The sequence below is a fragment of the Silvimonas amylolytica genome, from assembly GCF_014645555.1.
In the GTDB taxonomy this organism is placed as follows: domain Bacteria; phylum Pseudomonadota; class Gammaproteobacteria; order Burkholderiales; family Chitinibacteraceae; genus Silvimonas; species Silvimonas amylolytica.
This window is the reverse complement of record NZ_BMLY01000012.1, coordinates 14845-31256: the sequence shown is the minus strand read 5'-3', so window position 1 is coordinate 31256 and position 16412 is coordinate 14845. Positions and strand designations below refer to the sequence as shown.

The 16412-nt window shown below is 57.7% G+C and carries 15 protein-coding genes and 1 tRNA gene; 6 read left to right on the top strand and 10 right to left on the bottom strand.

The window, feature by feature from the left end; translation table 11 throughout:
- Positions 1 to 136: 136 nt before the first annotated feature.
- The 4 genes from IEX44_RS20520 to IEX44_RS20505 all read right to left on the bottom strand — a co-directional run bounded on the left by IEX44_RS20520 (position 137) and on the right by IEX44_RS20505 (position 3603).
- Positions 137 to 230: transfer RNA gene (locus IEX44_RS20520), tRNA-Ser, on the bottom strand.
- A 145-nt stretch (positions 231 to 375) separates the two neighbouring features.
- Positions 376 to 1602: an aspartate kinase gene (locus IEX44_RS20515; RefSeq protein ID WP_188698723.1), complete on the bottom strand. Its 1227-nt coding sequence runs from the start codon at positions 1600 to 1602 to the stop codon at positions 376 to 378.
- Positions 1603 to 1775: 173 nt separating this feature from the next.
- Entirely contained in the window at positions 1776 to 2846 is a 1071-nt protein-coding gene (alr, locus tag IEX44_RS20510) for an alanine racemase (RefSeq protein WP_188698721.1), read from the bottom strand.
- Positions 2847 to 2955: 109 nt separating this feature from the next.
- On the bottom strand, positions 2956 to 3603 hold the full coding sequence (locus IEX44_RS20505; RefSeq protein ID WP_188698719.1) for a DedA family protein: 648 nt from the start codon (positions 3601 to 3603) through the stop codon (positions 2956 to 2958).
- Positions 3604 to 4006: 403 nt separating this feature from the next.
- Between IEX44_RS20505 and lplT the strand changes: the two genes are divergently transcribed.
- From lplT to IEX44_RS20475, 6 genes are all read left to right on the top strand, one after another.
- On the top strand, positions 4007 to 5299 hold the full coding sequence (lplT, locus tag IEX44_RS20500) for a lysophospholipid transporter LplT (RefSeq protein ID WP_188698717.1): 1293 nt from the start codon (positions 4007 to 4009) through the stop codon (positions 5297 to 5299).
- Positions 5300 to 5400: 101 nt separating this feature from the next.
- Entirely contained in the window at positions 5401 to 6045 is a 645-nt protein-coding gene (locus IEX44_RS20495; RefSeq protein ID WP_188698714.1) for a TetR/AcrR family transcriptional regulator, read from the top strand.
- 2 nt (positions 6046 to 6047) lie between these two features.
- Positions 6048 to 7007 carry an HlyD family secretion protein gene (locus IEX44_RS20490; protein ID WP_188698712.1) on the top strand — a complete coding sequence of 320 codons (960 nt, stop codon included), beginning with the start codon at positions 6048 to 6050 and terminating at the stop codon, positions 7005 to 7007.
- Entirely contained in the window at positions 7000 to 7953 is a 954-nt protein-coding gene (locus tag IEX44_RS20485) for an ABC transporter ATP-binding protein (protein ID WP_188698709.1), read from the top strand. The genes IEX44_RS20490 and IEX44_RS20485 overlap by 8 nt, the downstream gene beginning before the upstream one ends.
- Entirely contained in the window at positions 7950 to 9095 is a 1146-nt protein-coding gene (locus IEX44_RS20480; protein ID WP_188698706.1) for an ABC transporter permease, read from the top strand. The genes IEX44_RS20485 and IEX44_RS20480 overlap by 4 nt, the downstream gene beginning before the upstream one ends.
- A gap of 3 nt (positions 9096 to 9098) precedes the next feature.
- Positions 9099 to 10550, top strand: a complete 1452-nt coding sequence (locus IEX44_RS20475) for an efflux transporter outer membrane subunit (protein WP_188698703.1) — start codon at positions 9099 to 9101, stop codon at positions 10548 to 10550.
- Between the two features lie 7 nt (positions 10551 to 10557).
- On the opposite strand, the gene IEX44_RS20470 is transcribed toward IEX44_RS20475, so the two are convergent.
- From IEX44_RS20470 to IEX44_RS20445, 6 genes are all read right to left on the bottom strand, one after another.
- Positions 10558 to 12306: a response regulator gene (locus IEX44_RS20470; protein WP_188698700.1), complete on the bottom strand. Its 1749-nt coding sequence runs from the start codon at positions 12304 to 12306 to the stop codon at positions 10558 to 10560.
- Between the two features lie 7 nt (positions 12307 to 12313).
- A complete protein-coding gene (motD, locus tag IEX44_RS20465; protein ID WP_188698698.1) occupies positions 12314 to 13105 on the bottom strand; it encodes a flagellar motor protein MotD in 792 nt (263 codons plus the stop codon).
- Between the two features lie 31 nt (positions 13106 to 13136).
- Positions 13137 to 14078 (bottom strand): S49 family peptidase, encoded by a 942-nt coding sequence (locus IEX44_RS20460; protein ID WP_188698694.1) that lies wholly within the window; start codon positions 14076 to 14078, stop codon positions 13137 to 13139.
- Positions 14079 to 14159: 81 nt separating this feature from the next.
- Positions 14160 to 14540, bottom strand: coding sequence for a Rieske (2Fe-2S) protein (locus IEX44_RS20455; RefSeq protein ID WP_229679369.1), 381 nt, complete (start codon positions 14538 to 14540; stop codon positions 14160 to 14162).
- Entirely contained in the window at positions 14537 to 15193 is a 657-nt protein-coding gene (locus IEX44_RS20450) for an HAD-IA family hydrolase (RefSeq protein ID WP_188698691.1), read from the bottom strand. Before IEX44_RS20450 ends, IEX44_RS20455 begins: the two co-directional genes overlap by 4 nt.
- Before the next feature lie 53 nt (positions 15194 to 15246).
- Positions 15247 to 16242, bottom strand: coding sequence for an RluA family pseudouridine synthase (locus IEX44_RS20445; protein WP_188698689.1), 996 nt, complete (start codon positions 16240 to 16242; stop codon positions 15247 to 15249).
- Between the last annotated feature and the right edge of the window lie 170 nt (positions 16243 to 16412).

Here is a 16412-nt window from a genome sequence, read left to right as displayed (position 1 = left end):
CGAACGCCCGACCCTCTGGTTCGTAGCCAGATACTCTATCCAACTGAGCTACGGGCGCACTGTCACAACACATTTACTACTTACTGCATTTTACTGCTTTCTGCCAAAGCAGACTGCGTTAAAACTGCAGTACCGCTGGCGGAGACGGAGGGATTCGAACCCTCGATACAGGTTTAAGCCCGTATGCTTCCTTAGCAGGGAAGTGATTTCAGCCACTCATCCACGTCTCCGTCAAGGGAAGCGGGATAATACCTTGAGCCCTTGGGGGCGTCAAGAAAACTGAGGTGGCAAAGTAAACATTTTTGCTAACTCCCTGCCCTGCCACAATAAAAAACGGCAGCACCTGGCTGCCGTTTTTTATTGTCCAGCCGTGAATCAGACAACCTGATCCAGACCGAAGGCCTTGTGCAGTACGCGCACGGCCAGTTCCAGGTACTTCTCATCAACGATCACAGAGATCTTGATCTCGGACGTAGAGATCATCTGGATATTGATGCCCTCTTCAGCCAGCGTACGGAACATGGTGGATGCAACGCCCACGTGGCTGCGCATACCCACGCCAACAATGGAGATCTTGCAGATCTTGTCGTCGCCAGAGATGCTGCGCGCGGCGATGTGATCCTGCACGCTTTCCAGCACCTTGATCGTGCGCGGCAGATCGTTTTTCGGCACGGTGAAGGAGAAGTCGGTCGTGCCTTCCTGACCGACGTTCTGGATGATCATGTCCACATCGATGTTGGCATCAGCCACCGGGCCCAGGATCTGATAAGCGATGCCGGGTTTGTCGGGCACACCGGTCACATTGATACGGGCTTCGTCACGGTTAAAGGCGATACCGGAAACGACGGGTTTTTCCATGTTGGAGTCTTCCTCGAAAGTAATCAGCGTGCCCTCGCCATCTTCCTGGAACGAGGACAGCACGCGCAATTTCACGTTGTACTTGCCGGCAAATTCAACCGAGCGAATCTGCAGCACCTTGGAGCCCAGGCTGGCCATTTCCAGCATTTCTTCAAAGGTGATGGTCTTGAGCTTGCGGGCTTCAGGTACAACTCGCGGGTCGGTGGTGTAAACCCCATCGACGTCGGTGTAAATCTGGCATTCGTCGGCGTGCAGGGCCGCGGCCAGTGCCACGCCAGTCGTGTCGGAACCACCACGACCCAGCGTGGTGATATTGCCTTCTGCATCCACACCCTGGAAACCTGCCACGATCACCACTCGACCTGCATTCAAGTCGGCGCGCATGTTTTCATCGTCGATCGACTGGATGCGGGCTTTGGTAAAGGCGCTATCGGTCAGGATTTTGACCTGACCGCCAGTGTACGAGCGCGCATCAATGCCGGCCTCTTTGAGCGCCATGGCCAGAAGGCCGATGGTGACTTGCTCACCGGTAGAGATAATCACGTCCAGTTCACGCGGATCAGGATTGACCTGCATTTCTTTGGCGAGCGCGATCAAACGGTTGGTTTCACCGCTCATTGCGGACAAAACAATCACCAGATCATGGCCTTGCGCCTTGAATCGGGCGACGCGTTTGGCCACATTCTTGATACGCTCCGGCGTGCCCACGGAGGTGCCACCGTATTTCTGGACAATCAATGCCATATGCAACCTGCTGGTTGAGAAACGGAAAAATCCGGAATTAAAACCGCTGACATAGCTGTCAGCGGCTATTGATCAAGCGAAGCATTCTATATAAGAAAGCCGCGCATTTCGAGCCTGTTGGCAGCATCCGGCTGCCATTTGCCACAAAAAAGGGCAATACCTGCTAGCCCTCATCATCCTTCATGTACCGGCACACGCAGCGCAATGGCACACATCAATTCATAGCCGATCGTCCCGGCGGAGCGGGCCACGTCATCAATCGGAACCTCAGAACCCCACAGTTCAACCGGGCTGCCAATCTGCGCCTGCGGGATGTCCGTGATGTCGATGGTGAGCATATCCATGGACACCCGACCAACCAGACGGGTGCGTTGCCCGGCTACGCTAACGGGCGTTCCGGCTGGTGCGTGGCGCGGGTAGCCATCAGCATAGCCACATGCAACCACACCAATACGCATGGGCCGGTCAGCGATGAAGGTCGCGCCATAACCCACCGCATCACCCGGTTGCAGATGCTGCACGGAAATCAGCTGCGATTGCAATGTCATCGCGGCTTGCAAGCCCAGGTCTTTGGCACTGCGATCATCAAACGGCGAAGCACCATACAGCACAATGCCCGGACGCACCCAGTCATTGCGGGTTTGCGGATACGCAAAGGTGGCGGCGGAGTTGGCCAGTGAGATCGGCAGCTTTAGACCTTCGGTCGCGTGCTGGAAACGGCTGAACTGCTTCTCGATGCCTTTTGCAGGCTCATCGGCCGTGGCAAAGTGGGCCATGAGCGTCACACTGGCCACACTGGAAAGCTGGCCCAGTCTGCCGACGAGTTCACGCGCCTGCTCGGCGGGAAAGCCCAACCGGTTCATGCCGGTGTTGAGCTTGAGGAAAATATGAAGTGGCCTGGCCAGCGGGGTTTGTTCCAGCCACATGAGGTGATTGGGTTCATGGATAGCGACAAAGAAGTCCTGGCGGGCAGCTTCAATCAATTCAGACTGGCTGAATACGCCTTCAAGCAGCAGTACAGGCTGCTTCATACCCCAGCGCCGCAGCGCCAGCGCGCCTTCGATTTCCAGAATACCAAAGCCATCGGCATGCGCGAGTGCTTTGGCTGCACGTTCAAGTCCATGCCCATAGGCATTGGCCTTGACTACGGCAAATGCGCGACTGGCGGGCGCGATCTGCTTGACCTGGTTGTAATTGTGGGTGATTGCCTTGCTGTGAACGATAGCCTTGATGGGGCGTGTCATGTCGGGAACCGGATGGTGGGTCACTGGGCAAGGAGTTGCTGAGAAAACCCGCTGAACCTGGTCCGGCAAGATGGCCTTGACGTCGCCAGCAGGGTTTTGTCAGTCGCTCCTACTCTTCGCGCAGCACCTTGCTCGTCAACGCTTTGCAGTGACTCTGGTGGCGCTTGTGTCTGATGTACCAGATCAGAGTCAAAGTCGCCAGTGCGGCCAACACCAACCACATGCCCGTCTGACCCTGCTTGATGGCGTGCTCCAGCCATTGACGCTGGAATGCGCCGTAGTAACCCAGATAAACCCAGACCGGTACGCTGATCAAGGCAGCAGCGCCATCAGCCAGCAGGAAACGCCAGAATGGAATGCAACGGGACATCCCGGCCGTGAGGTAGATCGGCGTACGCAGGCCAGGCAGAAACCGCGCGACGAACAGGACGCGATTGCCATAACGGCGGAATTTGTCCTGCACCGCAGCGTAGCGTTCTGGTGTGAGCACATGTGCCACCCAGCGCCATTTCAATGCGCGGGTACCAAAGTGTCGACCAATGAAAAACATGATGGAGTCGCCCACCAGCACGCCGGCCATACCAACGCCAAACATGGTGTGGACATCTGCAAACCCGAGGCCGGAGATAATGCCGCCAGCAACAAGGGTGATGTCTTCCGGGATCGGCACGCCGAAACCGCAGACAAGCAGAACACCGAAAACGGCGAAATAGCCGTAATCAGTAAAAACAGGTAGAAGATATTGCAGAATATCCATGCGTATTGACCGAACAGGGTTCTCACCAGCAACCAGCCCAAAAACCCCGCCAGCTCATCAGCAGGGGGCGACGTGTACTCCTGATACTGCCGTGTCGCTTGTGGTTGTTTTATGCCGGACCCGTAGTTCGTGCAGGGGTTATCCCCTTATCGTAATGGGCCACACTATATCATGCGATATTCAAGAGTACTGATAGATGCCGTTACGTTTGTCAGGTTCAGATTGCCGCGGACACAGAAGGTTTCCGATTTGCGTTCCGGCTGTCATGGCAATATGTCGGCGTGAGACCGGCAAACATGATATAAAACCGCCCAGCGTCCTGATCTGGCTCGCCGCCTGCTGATGCTGGCCGCAGCATGAGATTTCGAATACATCAACAAATACAACAGGCTCTGTTCCGGGCATGAATCGCGGTTTTTTCATCATCCTGGGCGCGCAATTTCTTTCTGCGCTCGCTGACAATGCACTTTTCATTGCGGCGCTGACCCTTTTGCGCGAACAAAGCGCGCCCGAGTGGCATCTATCCATGCTGCTCTGGAGCTTCACGGTGTCGTACGTTGTCCTGGCGCCTTTTGCCGGGTCCTTTGCAGACTCCATGCACAAGGGACGCGCCATGATGATCTGTAATGGCATCAAGCTGGTCGGCTGTGCCTGCATGCTGGTTGGCCTGCCCCCTATCATCTCTTACGCGATTGTCGGGTTTGGTGCTGCCGCGTACTCCCCTGCCAAATATGGCCTGATTACCGAATACCTGCCGCACGAACAATTGGTGGAAGCCAATGGCTGGCTGGAAGGTGCCACCGTCGGCGCAATCATCTTCGGTACCGTGCTGGGTGGCATTCTGGTGGGTACACATGCCAGCAATTACTACGACACCCTCACAGTGAGTCAGTGGTTGTCACCGGCTCAAATTGCCATGTGTGCCATCATTGCGCTCTACCTGGCCGCAGCATGGCTCAACGTCTACATTCCCAAGCTCAAGGTGCACCTCAAACCGCTGCACCTTGATCCCATGTTCCTGATCCGCGAATTCTGGTGGTGCGTCCGACGCCTGTGGAAAGATCCACAAGGCCAGTTGTCGCTTGCCGTCACCACATTGTTCTGGGGGGCCGGCGCGGCCATGCGTCTGGTCGTGCTGAACTGGGCGGTCATCTGGCTGAACTACAGCATGGAACAAGCCACACGGCTGGTGGCCGTGGTGGCATTTGGAACCGCTTTCGGTGCCATCCTGGCCGGGCGGTTCGTGCCATTACGACGTGCGTTTTCAGTCTTGCCAGCCGGGATCATCATGGGCGTCGGGGTGATGTCGATGCTGTTCGTGCACAGCCCGCATGTGGCCGCTGTGCTGATGTTCCTCGTGGGCGCCCTCTCGGGCTGGTTCGTCGTCCCGCTCAACGCCATGTTGCAGCATCGCGGCCATATGCTGATGGGCGCCGGGCATTCCATTGCCGTGCAGAACTTCAACGAGAATATCGGGATTCTGGTCATGGTCGGGGCACATGCGCTGTTGGTCCGATATCTGTCGACCCCTCTGCCCGGCAATGCATCAGAGCTGGTGCAGGATCAATTCTCGGCCAGTGGATTGCCGCCGATGTACGCCATTGTCATCGGATTTGGCCTGGTGGTTTCTCTGGTCATGGCAGCACTGACATTGCGATACAAGCGCGGCGAGCGCGCTGGCAAGATGCATGACTGACATTTGCCTTTGATCAACAAAAAGCCCTGCTCTTGCAGGGCTTTTTGTTATCTGGCGGTTCTGCCTTGAAATTAACTAATTCATTAATTAGTTTGAAAAGCATGATCCGTACCCGACCTCGCGGCCGTCCCGTCGCCGCACTGGACCAGAACGCCCGCGCCCTGTTGCTGGATGCGGCGACAGACCTGTTCGCGCACCAGGGGGTCGCCGCGACCACGCTGGCACAAGTAGCCCATGCTGCCGAGGTGACACCGGCCATGGTGCATTACTACTTCAAGAGCCGTGACCAGCTTCTGGATGCCGTCGTGGAAGAGCGCGTCTGGCCATTTGTAGAACTGGTCTGGACGCCCCCTCCGGCCGATGCGGATGCCATCGGTGTCATGACAGCGATGGCCGAACGCATCATTCGCGGGGCCGAAATCCGGCCATGGCTCCCCTTATTGTGGGTGCGGGAAGTATTAAGTGAAGGCGGCATGCTGCGTGAACGCATGATGCAAAGGCTGCCGTTTGATCGCGTCATGCAGCTTTCTACCCTCATGGCCGATGGGCAACAACGGGGTCATATCAACCCTGACCTGGAACCGCGACTGCTGTTCATCACCGTGCTGGCCATGAGCATGATGCCGCTGGCTACGGCCAGCATCTGGCGTGCCCGGCCCGGCATGCAGGATATCGACAACACTGTACTTGTCCGCCACGTGACCGCCCTGTTGCGGCACGGCATGGCGGCGCCCGGCAAGGAGTAACCATGCGCCATCATCCCCTGCTCGCCCTCTGCCCTGCTTTTGCATTGTTTCTGGGCGGGTGTAGTGAACCGGCCAGAAACACATGGCAAGGGTATGTTGAAGGCGAGTTTGTATACGTTTCTTCATCGCAACCCGGGCGGCTGGATCAACTCTCGGTGCAGCGCGGACAGCAAGTTCGTCAGGGCCAGCCCCTGTTTGCACTGGAAGCCCAGGACGAGGCCGCGGCCCAGCGCCAGGCGCAACAACAGTTACGGGTCGCTTTGGCCCAACTGGCCGATATGCGCAGCGGCAAACGCCCGCCCGAGATCGGCGTCACCCGCGCGCAGCTCGCTGCAGCCCAGGTGACGTACCACCATGCCCAGGAACAACTCGAGCGCGATGAGATCCAGTTCGCAGCGGGCGGGGTATCACGCCAGCAACTGGATGACTCTCGTGCCAGCGCGCAGTCTGCAGCGGCACAGGTTACGCAGTTGAAAAGCCAGATCACTGTTGATGAACTTCCCGGCCGTGAACAACAAATGAATGCCCAGTCTGCCCAGGTGGCCGCCGCCCGGGCAGCCGTAGAACAAGCCAGCTGGAAACTGGATCAAAAAAGTGTTGATGCCACCCGTACCGGGCTCGTGTTCGACACGCTCTATCAGGCAGGCGAATGGGTGGCCGCCGGCAACCCGGTGGTCCGCATGCTGCCGCCAGAGAACATCAAAGTGCGGTTCTTCGTGCCCGAGGCCGACGTGGGTCGGCTGAAGACGGGCCAAGCTGTCACGCTGCATTGTGATGGCTGCAGCAGCGATGTCGCCGCACGCATTACGTTTATTTCCGGGGAGGTCGAATACACACCGCCCGTGATCTACAGCAACGAAAACCGCAACAAGCTGGTGTTCATGGTCGAAGCACATCCGGATGTAAAAAAAGCATCGGCACTGCATCCTGGGCAGCCGATCGAGGTGCGCCTGAATGACTGATACGCAAGCCAGCAATGGCCCGGTCATTGATGTTCACGGGCTGAACAAACATTTCGGCGACAAACATGTGGTCAAGGACCTGGACATGCGGGTCGGTCGTGGCGAGATCTACGGTTTTCTCGGCCCCAACGGTAGCGGCAAAACCACGTCGATCCGCATGATGTGCGGCTTGCTGACGCCAGACTCTGGCGCTGGCACCTGCCTGGGTTATGACATCCTCAAGCAAAGCGCTGAGATCAAACGCCATGTTGGCTACATGACGCAGAAGTTCTCTTACTGGGATGACCTGACCATCCGCGAGAATCTGGATTTCATCGCCCGCATGTACGAGATGAAAGATCGCAAGCAAAAGGTCGACAAGGCGCTGGAAGACCTCGGTTTGGCATCGCGCGCCAAACAACTGACCGGATCACTCTCCGGTGGCTGGAAGCAACGTCTGGCGCTGGCAGCCTGCATGCTGCATGAACCGCAACTCTTGCTGCTGGATGAACCCACTGCTGGCGTTGATCCCACCGCGCGTCGCGACTTCTGGGAAGAGCTGCATCGGCTCGCAGCAAATGGCATCAGTGTATTGGTCAGCACGCACTACATGGATGAAGCCGAGCGTTGCCACAAGCTGGCTTATATCGCGTACGGCAGTCTGTTGGCGCAAGGCACCGCCCAGGAAATCATCGACAGCCAGGCATTGCATACCTGGTCTTTGCATGGTGACAACCTGGTGCCGCTGGCTGAAAAACTGCGCCATGAAGCCGGCGTGGATCAGACCGTGGCATTTGGCAATGCACTGCATGTCAGCGGCAAAGATGCCAGCGCGCTGGAAAAGTCCCTCAAACAAGTGGCCGAACAGCAACACCTGAAGCTGGAACCCGCCCAGACCAGCCTGGAAGACGTCTTCATCTACATGATGAACCAGTCGACCGACAACTTTGCGGAGCCCAAACCATGAGCCGCCCGCATCCGTTCTCGATCGCCCGCTGGTGGAGCATCGTGCTTAAAGAATTCCTCCAGCTCAAACGCGATCGCATTACATTTGGCATGATCGTCGGCGTGCCCATCATGCAGATGTTGCTGTTCGGCTTCGCCATCAATACCGATCCGCACCACATGCCCACCGCAGTGATTGCCCAGGACAACAGTGAATTCACCCGCAGTTTTGTGGCTGCACTGAAAAACTCGGATTACTTTCATATTGTGAGCGAGTTACCGGATGAAGCAGCCGGTCGTGCAGCGCTGGCACAGGGCAAAGTATTGTTTGTATTGAACATTCCGCCAGACTTCACCCGCAAGCTGGTGCGTGGCGAAAAGCCTTCCTTATTGATTGAAGCCGATGCCACCGACCCTACCGCCATGTCTGCCGCGCTGGCCGCCGTACCGCAACTGGTGCAAGGGGTGGCCGACAAAGATCTCAAGGGCACACTGGCACATCTGAACGGCGGCGCATCACCCCCCTTCGATGTGAATGTGCATCGCCTCTACAACCCGGAAGGCATCACCCAGTACAACGTCGTACCGGGACTGATGGGGGTGGTGTTGTCGATGACGCTGGTCATGATGACGGGGCTGGCGATGACGCGCGAGCGGGAGCGCGGCACCATGGAAAACTTGCTCGCCACGCCGGTGCGCCCCATTGAGGTCATTACCGGGAAGATCGTTCCATACATCGTGATTGGGCTGATTCAGGCAACCATCATCCTGCTGGGTGCGCGGCTGGTCTTTAACGTACCCATGATCGGCAGCCTGATCGCGGTATATTGCGCCGCCCTGTTGTTTATTGCGGCCAGTCTGATGGTAGGCATCACGCTTTCATCGCTGGCGCAAAACCAGTTGCAGGCCATGCAATTGACCGTGTTTTATTTCCTGCCGAATATTTTGCTCTCTGGCTTTATGTTCCCGTTCCAGGGCATGCCGCTCTGGGCACAATACATTGGCAATGTGCTGCCGTTGACCTACTTCAACCGCTTGATCCGCGGCATTTTGCTCAAGGGCAACGGCTGGTCTGATTTGTGGCCCAGCCTCTGGCCCCTGATGCTGTTCACCACGGTGGTAATGCTGATTGCCATCAAGTTCTATCGCAACACGCTGGATTGAATCATGACCTCATCCCGCCTCTTGCCTCGTCTTTGTGTTGCCACCCTGGCTTGCGCGCTCGGCGCTTGCGCGGTCGGGCCGGACTTCAACACACCGGCGCCGCCCGATACAGACCACTGGACCGCCGGGCCAACCGTTGCCAGCTTGCCCGCAGCGGATGGAGCCAGCCAGCAACTGGTGAGTTCTGAACTCGCCCCTGAGCACTGGTGGACGCTGTTTGGCTCACGCCAGATCAATGACTGGGTCGATCAGGCACTCGCACACAATCAGAATCTGCTGCAGGCAAAAGCCAGCCTGCAACAAGCACAAGAACAACTCAACGCTGAAACCGGCGCCACACAATATCCGCAAGTTGATCTGAAAGTCGGTGCGCAGCGCCAGAAGATAGATCTTGCTGCGTTCGGGATCACCAACGTGCCCAGTCCGCCGCCTTTCAATCTGTACAACGTATCGCTGAACGTGGCGTACACGTTTGACCTGTTCGGCGCGAACCGCCGCCAACTGGAAGCGCTCAGTGCCACGGTCGATTACCAGGCCTTTGAGCTACAGGCCGCGCGTTTGGCAGTGGCCGGTAACGTGGTCACGGCGGCCATCCGCCTTGCCGCGGTCCGCTCGCAACTGGAGACAACACAGCAATTGCTCGCGACGCAGCGGCAACAATTGCAGATCATGCAACAGCGTCTGGGCGCGGGCGGCATTGCTGTCCTGGATATCCATAATCAACAAGCACTGCTCGCCCAGACTGATGCCGCATTGCCGCCGCTGCAAAAACAGGCAAGCCAGCTGGAACATCAATTGGCGGTTTATCTGGGCGTCCCGCCAGCGAAACTGGCAGTGGGTGATCTCACTTTGCATGAGATCACCCTGCCCGCCAACCTGCCACTCACCGTGCCTTCGGCCATGGCACGACAACGCCCGGATATCCGCGCCGCAGAAGCGTTGCTGCATCAGGCAAGTGCGCAAGTGGGCGTAGCCACGGCCAACTTGTACCCGCAGCTCACGCTATCAGGCAGCATTGGTTCCGAGCGCACGGGCGCGCATGACCTGACCAATGGACTGAACGTGTGGAATATCGGATTAGGGCTGATGCAGCCGTTGTTTCATGGCGGCGAGCTACAGGCGCGTAAACGTGGGGCGCAAGCCGCCTGGCAAGGGGCTACAGCCGCATACCAGCAAACCGTGCTGACAGGCTTGCAGCAAGTCGCGGATGCACTGACCGCGATCGATGCCGACAGCAGCACACTGGCTGCGCGTAATCAGGTGCGTGCGCAAAACGACGCCATTTTGCAGACCACGCGCGCCCGGTATGCAGCAGGCGGCGTGAGTATGATGCAGTTGCTCGATAGCCAACGCCAGCAACAACAAAGTGCGCTGGATGAAATCAGTACCCGGGCAGATCGCCTGGCTGACTCGGCAGCGCTGATACAAGCCCTTGGTGGCGGAACAGGTTCGTGACGGACAACTACAAGCGCCCGATCAGCGCAGCCAGCTCAACCTGACGCACCGGCTTTTCCAGGAAGTCATCCATACCCGCCACCATGCAGGCTTCGCGGTCGGCTTCTGAGGTATTGGCACTCAAAGCCACGATGCGGATCGGTCTGGCCCCGGTTTCGCGTTCAAGCTGGCGGATATGCCAGGCCGCAGTCAGCCCGTCCATGACTGGCATCTGCACATCCATCAGGATCAGATCAAAAGCCTGCTCCATCACGCGTTCCAGTGCGGCATCACCATCGTGAGCGACAGTGACCTGATGCCCCAGTTTTTCCAGAAACCGCCGCGCAACCAGGCAGTTCACGGCGTTGTCATCCACGACTAACACTTGCAAGGCGTGCGAGGGCAATGCAACGGGCTCAGACACGAGTTGCGCCGCACTGACCGTTAATTGGGCCGAAAACGCAAAGACGCTACCCCCGCCCGGGTTGTCCTCGACCCATAATTGCCCGCCCATCAATCCGACCAGGCGGCGGGAAATCGTCAGCCCCAGACCACTTCCCCCGTATTGCTGAGCCACCCGGTTGTCCGCTTGGGTATAGGGCAAGAAAATGGCCTCACGGCGATCCTGTGGCACGCCCGGGCCGGTATCGCTCACCGTACACATCATGATCAGCCGATCATCCAGCCGGTCACGCACGGTCAGGCCGATCCTGATTTCGCCATGGCGGGTGAATTTGAGCGAATTGCCAACCAGATTGACCAGTACCTGCTTGAGTCGGGTCATGTCACCCGACAGGACTGGGGGAACCTCGTCACCCAGGTGACAAGAAAACTGCAACCCCTGGGCCTGGGCCTGTGGCAGAAACATGCGCTGAAGATCATCTAACAGCTGCTGTGGAGAGAACGGTGCGGGCACCAGTTCCAACCGTCCCGCCTCAATGCGGGAGTAATCCAGTACGCCATTGATTTGCGCCAGCAAAGCGTCGGTAGAAGCCCGGATGATTTCTACCTGTTCGCGCTGTGAGCCCGGCAAGGGCTGGCTGGCCAGTAACTGCGCCATGCCCAGAATGCCGTTCATGGGGGTGCGTATCTCATGGCTGATCGCAGCCAGGAACTCGTCTTTGGCCCGCGCACTGCGCTCCAGATCCTGGGTCGCACTTTTCAGATCAGCCAACAGTCGGGCTTTTTCCTGATCCAGCCCGATCGTCTCGATCAGCACGTGGTGGTATTCGCCCGCACTGCGCAGCAACGTGAAGATAAAAACCAGCAGCAATACCGCAAACATCGCGCCGAAGCGGCCTGGATGCACGACGGCAAAAATCAGCATGGGCAGGGTCAGCAACGCAACGTAAGTCCGCAGCGCCCATTGCGAAGGAGCCAGAATCGGCAAGGACCCCGCAGCCATGCCACTCAGCAACAGAGCAATGAAGAAGCGCGCGGTTTCAGTGACATTCATGCCAAACCACAAGCACCCCACGCCCCAGCCGACGCCACTTAGCATCACGCCGAAGAAATAACGATATCGCCACTTGAGCACCTGATTGGGCCGTGGTCTGGCGACACGAAAGCGTTCAGCCAGCCATAACCGCCCCAGCAAAATCAACGCCATGGACGTCCACCAGATCAGCAGGACCGTGCGGGAGACATCCATGCGTAGCGCAAATGCCAGGCAACTGGCATTAATCAGGCTGGTGACCTGTGCCAGGCGTGCGTTGCGATAAAGCAGTTGCGTGGTTCGCCAGACAACATGCGGATCGCGCAAAAAGACAGAGGCCATGGTGGCCTCAATGAGCCGGCTGCGGCTGGGAAGCCGCCAGCACCGACACATCGTCGCGGTTGTCCGCCAGGATGTTGATTGTCACGCGCCGATTGCGGGCACGGCCATCCGGCGAGTCATTGGATTCGACGGGGCGATATTCGCCATACCCCATGGCAACCATACGTTCCGGTGCAATTCCGGTATCTGCAAACAGGCGCACCACCGAGGCCGCACGCGCCGCTGAAAGCTCCCAGTTGGAAGGATATTGCGCAGATTTGATCGGCTGGTTGTCTGTATTGCCCTGCACTTGAATCAGGTTGTCGGTGCCGGTCAGTCGCTGGGCTACCGCGCGCAAGGCGGCGGCAGAGTTGTTCTGCAGGTCTGCCTTGGCAGTATCAAACAACACGCTGTCACTGATCTCAACCGCAATGCCGCGCGCAGACTGCGTGACACGCACCTTGCCCTGCTGGATAAGAGGCCCCAGGGCGGCACGCAGGTCATCGGCCATACCGCTCATGCGTCGGGTTTCTTCTTCCAGCCTGGTATTTTCGGGCTGTTTCGGGTTGTTTTCCGGGTGTGAAACGATAGGCGCGATCACCTGCTTGCCTGCAGGCGCTGCCCCCACCGTGGGCTTGTTGTTGGTGTTCTGGAAGGCGTTGACCAGTGAATCCGACAACACGCGGTACTTGCCTTCATTGACGGAAGAGATCGCGTACATCACCACAAAAAACGCAAACAGCAGCGTAATGAAGTCTGCATACGAAACCAGCCAGCGTTCGTGGTTCTCATGCTCCTCCTCGCGCTTTCTGCGTGCCATCGCTCCGCCCTCGTTGCCGGATCAGTTCTGATCAGTGAATAGTCAGCTTGAGCTGGCTGGCCAGCTGCGTTGCTGCCGCCACACCAATGCGGCGGGCGAAGCGGTCAAAATAACCGGGCTGCGGTGTAAAGTCGACCACATCGGGCGCCTTCACCACATCGCGCGCCACACTGTCGACAGAACCCAGCGCATCGACAAGGCCGAGCTTGATGCCAGTGCTGCCAGTCCATACCAGGCCAGAGAACAGATCGGGGTTATCCAGCGCCAGTTTTTTGCCACGACCGGCCTTGACCGTATCAATGAACTGTTGGTGGATTTCATCCAGCATGGCTTGCGCCTTGCCCTTTTGCGCTGCGTTGAGCGGCGAGTACGGATCAAGAAAGCCCTTGTTGGCACCAGCCGTGAGTAAACGACGCTCAACGCCCAGCTTTTCCATGGTGCCGGTGAAGCCAAAGCCGTCCATCAGCACACCAATCGAGCCCACCATGGATGCCTTGTCGGCGTAAATCCGGTCTGCCGCTACCGCCGCGTAATAGCAGCCAGAAGCGCAGATATCGCTAATCACCACATACAGCGGGATAGACGGGTTCCTGGCCTTCAGCCGCAGCAGTTCATCATGCAATTGACCTGCCTGTACCGGGCTGCCACCGGGGCTATTGAAATTGAGGATCACGGCTTTGGTGTTCTTGTCGTCATATGCCGCATTCACGCCGTCCAGCACGTTTTCGATATTGGCTTCGCCATCTGCAGCGATTTCACCACTCATGCTGACCATGGCGGTATGCGGGCCAGTCGAAACGCTTTCCAGCTCTTTGCCGCCGAACCAGCCCGTCCCGACCCCGATGACCAGCAACACGATGCCAAACCCGAGCAACCGGAAAAAGATATTCCAGCGACGGGCACGACGTTGTTCTTTCAAACCAGCCTGCAACAAGTCCGTAAGGACCTGACGCTCCCAGGGTTGCTGTTCCATGATGCGTTTCTCTTTGTAGATACTGGTTATTGTGATTATGCGGCGTCATTGTCTAACGCCAGTGGCAGCCAGGTGCCGGATTCAGTCTTGCGGTACGTCTTGCCCGACAGCGGGCGCCAGCCAGTATATCTTGCCGCTGTGTTCAGTAACCGGTACGGCTTCGAGGCTACGGCCAGGGCATGGGCCACCCAGACACAGGCCGCTCTCTGGCGCATAGTAGGCACCGTGTGTGGCGCAAACAAGAAAGTTATGGCTGAGATCGAAGAAATCCCCGGGCTGGTAGTCCAGTTCAATCGGGATATGCGCACACGCATTGAGGTAGGCATACACCTTTCCCCCAAAACGCACGGCAAACGCTTCACGCTCTTCGCCGCGCCACGGAACCTGAAACCGCTGACCCAGGCCACGCTCGGCCAGTGTCGCGCTATCGCAGATTTCTTGTTCGATCATCCCGTCGGTCATGCTTTATTCAGTATCCATGTGGCCAGATCGGAAAAACGCTCAAAGTGCGCCAGCGGGTTCAACGCCTGCAGCGCAGGCGTCGGGTGTGCGCCGCAACCCAAGGAGATCGTGGCTGTGCCCGCGTTAAGGCCCATCTGCAAATCGTGTGTGGTATCGCCAATCATGATGGCGCGTTTGGGCACGACACCGGTGTAATCCAGGATGTATTCCAGCATGGCAGGATGCGGTTTGGAAAACGCCTCGTCGGCCGTTCGTGTCACCTCAAACAGCGCCGCCAGTCCCGTCGTAGCCAGCGCGCGGTTCAAGCCCACGCGCGATTTTCCGGTCGCTACGGCCAGCATATAGCCGGCATCACGCAACTTCGGCAGCGTTTCAATCACGCCTTCAAACAACACCAGTTGCGCATCCTGCGCCAGGTAATGCTGTTTATAGGCGTCCACGATATGCGCGACCGTAGCATCGTCAGCTTCGGGTGCCAGATATTGCATGGCCTCCTTCAGACCATAACCGATCACATATGCGGCTTTTTCCTGTTCGGGCACGGCCAAACCCGCATCTGCAAATGCGCGCTGGATGGCGTGGGTGATGGTGCCGGTGGAATCCATCAATGTCCCGTCCCAATCGAACACCAGAAGATCAAAATCCTGACGCATGCAGCAACCTTGTATAACGGGCACTCATTAAAAAATTCAAACCTGTGATCGACTTACACGCGTGGCGGTTTGCCCGAAGCCACAGAGCTGGCGGTTTTGCGCGCTTCGGTATTGGCTTCAACAAACTGTGCCAATTCGGTAGGCAACGGTGCGTTGATCGTCATCTCTTCACCAGAGAGCGGGTGATCCAGTGTCAATTGCCAGGCATGCAAGAACATGCGCTTGAGCCCTTCTTTGGGCAATTGCTTGTTCAGCGTGAAGTCACCGTATTTTTCATCGCCCAGAATCGGGAACCCGGCCGTGGCAAGGTGCACACGAATCTGGTGCGTACGACCGGTCTTGAGTTCGCACTCCACCAGTGAATACTGTTGCCCTACCCGGCGGCGATAAACCACCGTGTGTGACTCCTGCCCATCTTGCGTGACGCGCACGCGGCGTTCGCCTTCCGGCGTCAGGTACTTGAACAGTTTGTAGCGCAGATGCCGTTTGTCATCTGGCCAGACCCCCGCAACCATCGCCAGATAGCGCTTATCAATGTTGTGGTTGTCACGCAGCATGTCATGCAGTTTGACGAGCGCGCTACGCTTCTTGGCCACCAGCAAAATGCCGGAGGTTTCACGATCCAGCCGGTGCACCAGTTCCAGGAATTTCGCGTCTGGACGCTGCGCACGCAAGAGTTCAATCAGCCCGAAACTCACGCCGGACCCGCCATGCACAGCCAGACCTGCGGGTTTGTCGATGGCCAGCATGGCGTCATCTTCAAACAGGATTGTCAGTTCGATACGCTGGCTGGCAGCGATCGCCGGCGCTACATCTGGCGCGTCGGCAACGCGGACCGGTGGCACACGCACCACATCCCCTGCTTCGAGACGATAGGTGACATCGACGCGGCCCTTGTTTACGCGTACTTCGCCGCCGCGAATAATCTTGTAAACACGGCTTTTTGGCACACCTTTGAGCTCGCGCAACAAGAAGTTATCAATGCGCTGTCCGGCTTGCTCGGAGGTAATTTCGATAAAGTTGACAGACGCTTTGCTAGTCTGAGACATATTGACTTATACTCTGTGACACGTTGCAGCATGACATTGATGTGACACTCGCCGGCCCTTTGCCCGCGAGGACTCGCTGCAACGCTAATCCCGTTCTTTGATCGACGCCCTGCATACGCTGGCGATCACCTTCCCGCCGTACATTCAATCGTACCGTTTCCTGTGCCGAC

What these genes read in the sequence shown, in the direction of transcription:
- IEX44_RS20515 (WP_188698723.1), bottom strand. Translation starts at nt 1,602, where the DNA reads ATGGCATTGATTGTCCAGAAATACGGTGGCACCTCCGTGGGCACGCCG.
- alr (WP_188698721.1), bottom strand. Translation starts at nt 2,846, where the DNA reads ATGACACGCCCCATCAAGGCTATCGTTCACAGCAAGGCAATCACCCAC.
- IEX44_RS20505 (WP_188698719.1), bottom strand. Translation starts at nt 3,603, where the DNA reads ATGGATATTCTGCAATATCTTCTACCTGTTTTTACTGATTACGGCTAT.
- lplT (WP_188698717.1), top strand. Translation starts at nt 4,007, where the DNA reads ATGAATCGCGGTTTTTTCATCATCCTGGGCGCGCAATTTCTTTCTGCG.
- IEX44_RS20495 (WP_188698714.1), top strand. Translation starts at nt 5,401, where the DNA reads ATGATCCGTACCCGACCTCGCGGCCGTCCCGTCGCCGCACTGGACCAG.
- IEX44_RS20490 (WP_188698712.1), top strand. Translation starts at nt 6,048, where the DNA reads ATGCGCCATCATCCCCTGCTCGCCCTCTGCCCTGCTTTTGCATTGTTT.
- IEX44_RS20485 (WP_188698709.1), top strand. Translation starts at nt 7,000, where the DNA reads ATGACTGATACGCAAGCCAGCAATGGCCCGGTCATTGATGTTCACGGG.
- IEX44_RS20480 (WP_188698706.1), top strand. Translation starts at nt 7,950, where the DNA reads ATGAGCCGCCCGCATCCGTTCTCGATCGCCCGCTGGTGGAGCATCGTG.
- IEX44_RS20475 (WP_188698703.1), top strand. Translation starts at nt 9,099, where the DNA reads ATGACCTCATCCCGCCTCTTGCCTCGTCTTTGTGTTGCCACCCTGGCT.
- IEX44_RS20470 (WP_188698700.1), bottom strand. Translation starts at nt 12,306, where the DNA reads ATGGCCTCTGTCTTTTTGCGCGATCCGCATGTTGTCTGGCGAACCACG.
- motD (WP_188698698.1), bottom strand. Translation starts at nt 13,105, where the DNA reads ATGGCACGCAGAAAGCGCGAGGAGGAGCATGAGAACCACGAACGCTGG.
- IEX44_RS20460 (WP_188698694.1), bottom strand. Translation starts at nt 14,078, where the DNA reads ATGGAACAGCAACCCTGGGAGCGTCAGGTCCTTACGGACTTGTTGCAG.
- IEX44_RS20455 (WP_229679369.1), bottom strand. Translation starts at nt 14,540, where the DNA reads ATGACCGACGGGATGATCGAACAAGAAATCTGCGATAGCGCGACACTG.
- IEX44_RS20450 (WP_188698691.1), bottom strand. Translation starts at nt 15,193, where the DNA reads ATGCGTCAGGATTTTGATCTTCTGGTGTTCGATTGGGACGGGACATTG.
- IEX44_RS20445 (WP_188698689.1), bottom strand. Translation starts at nt 16,242, where the DNA reads ATGTCTCAGACTAGCAAAGCGTCTGTCAACTTTATCGAAATTACCTCC.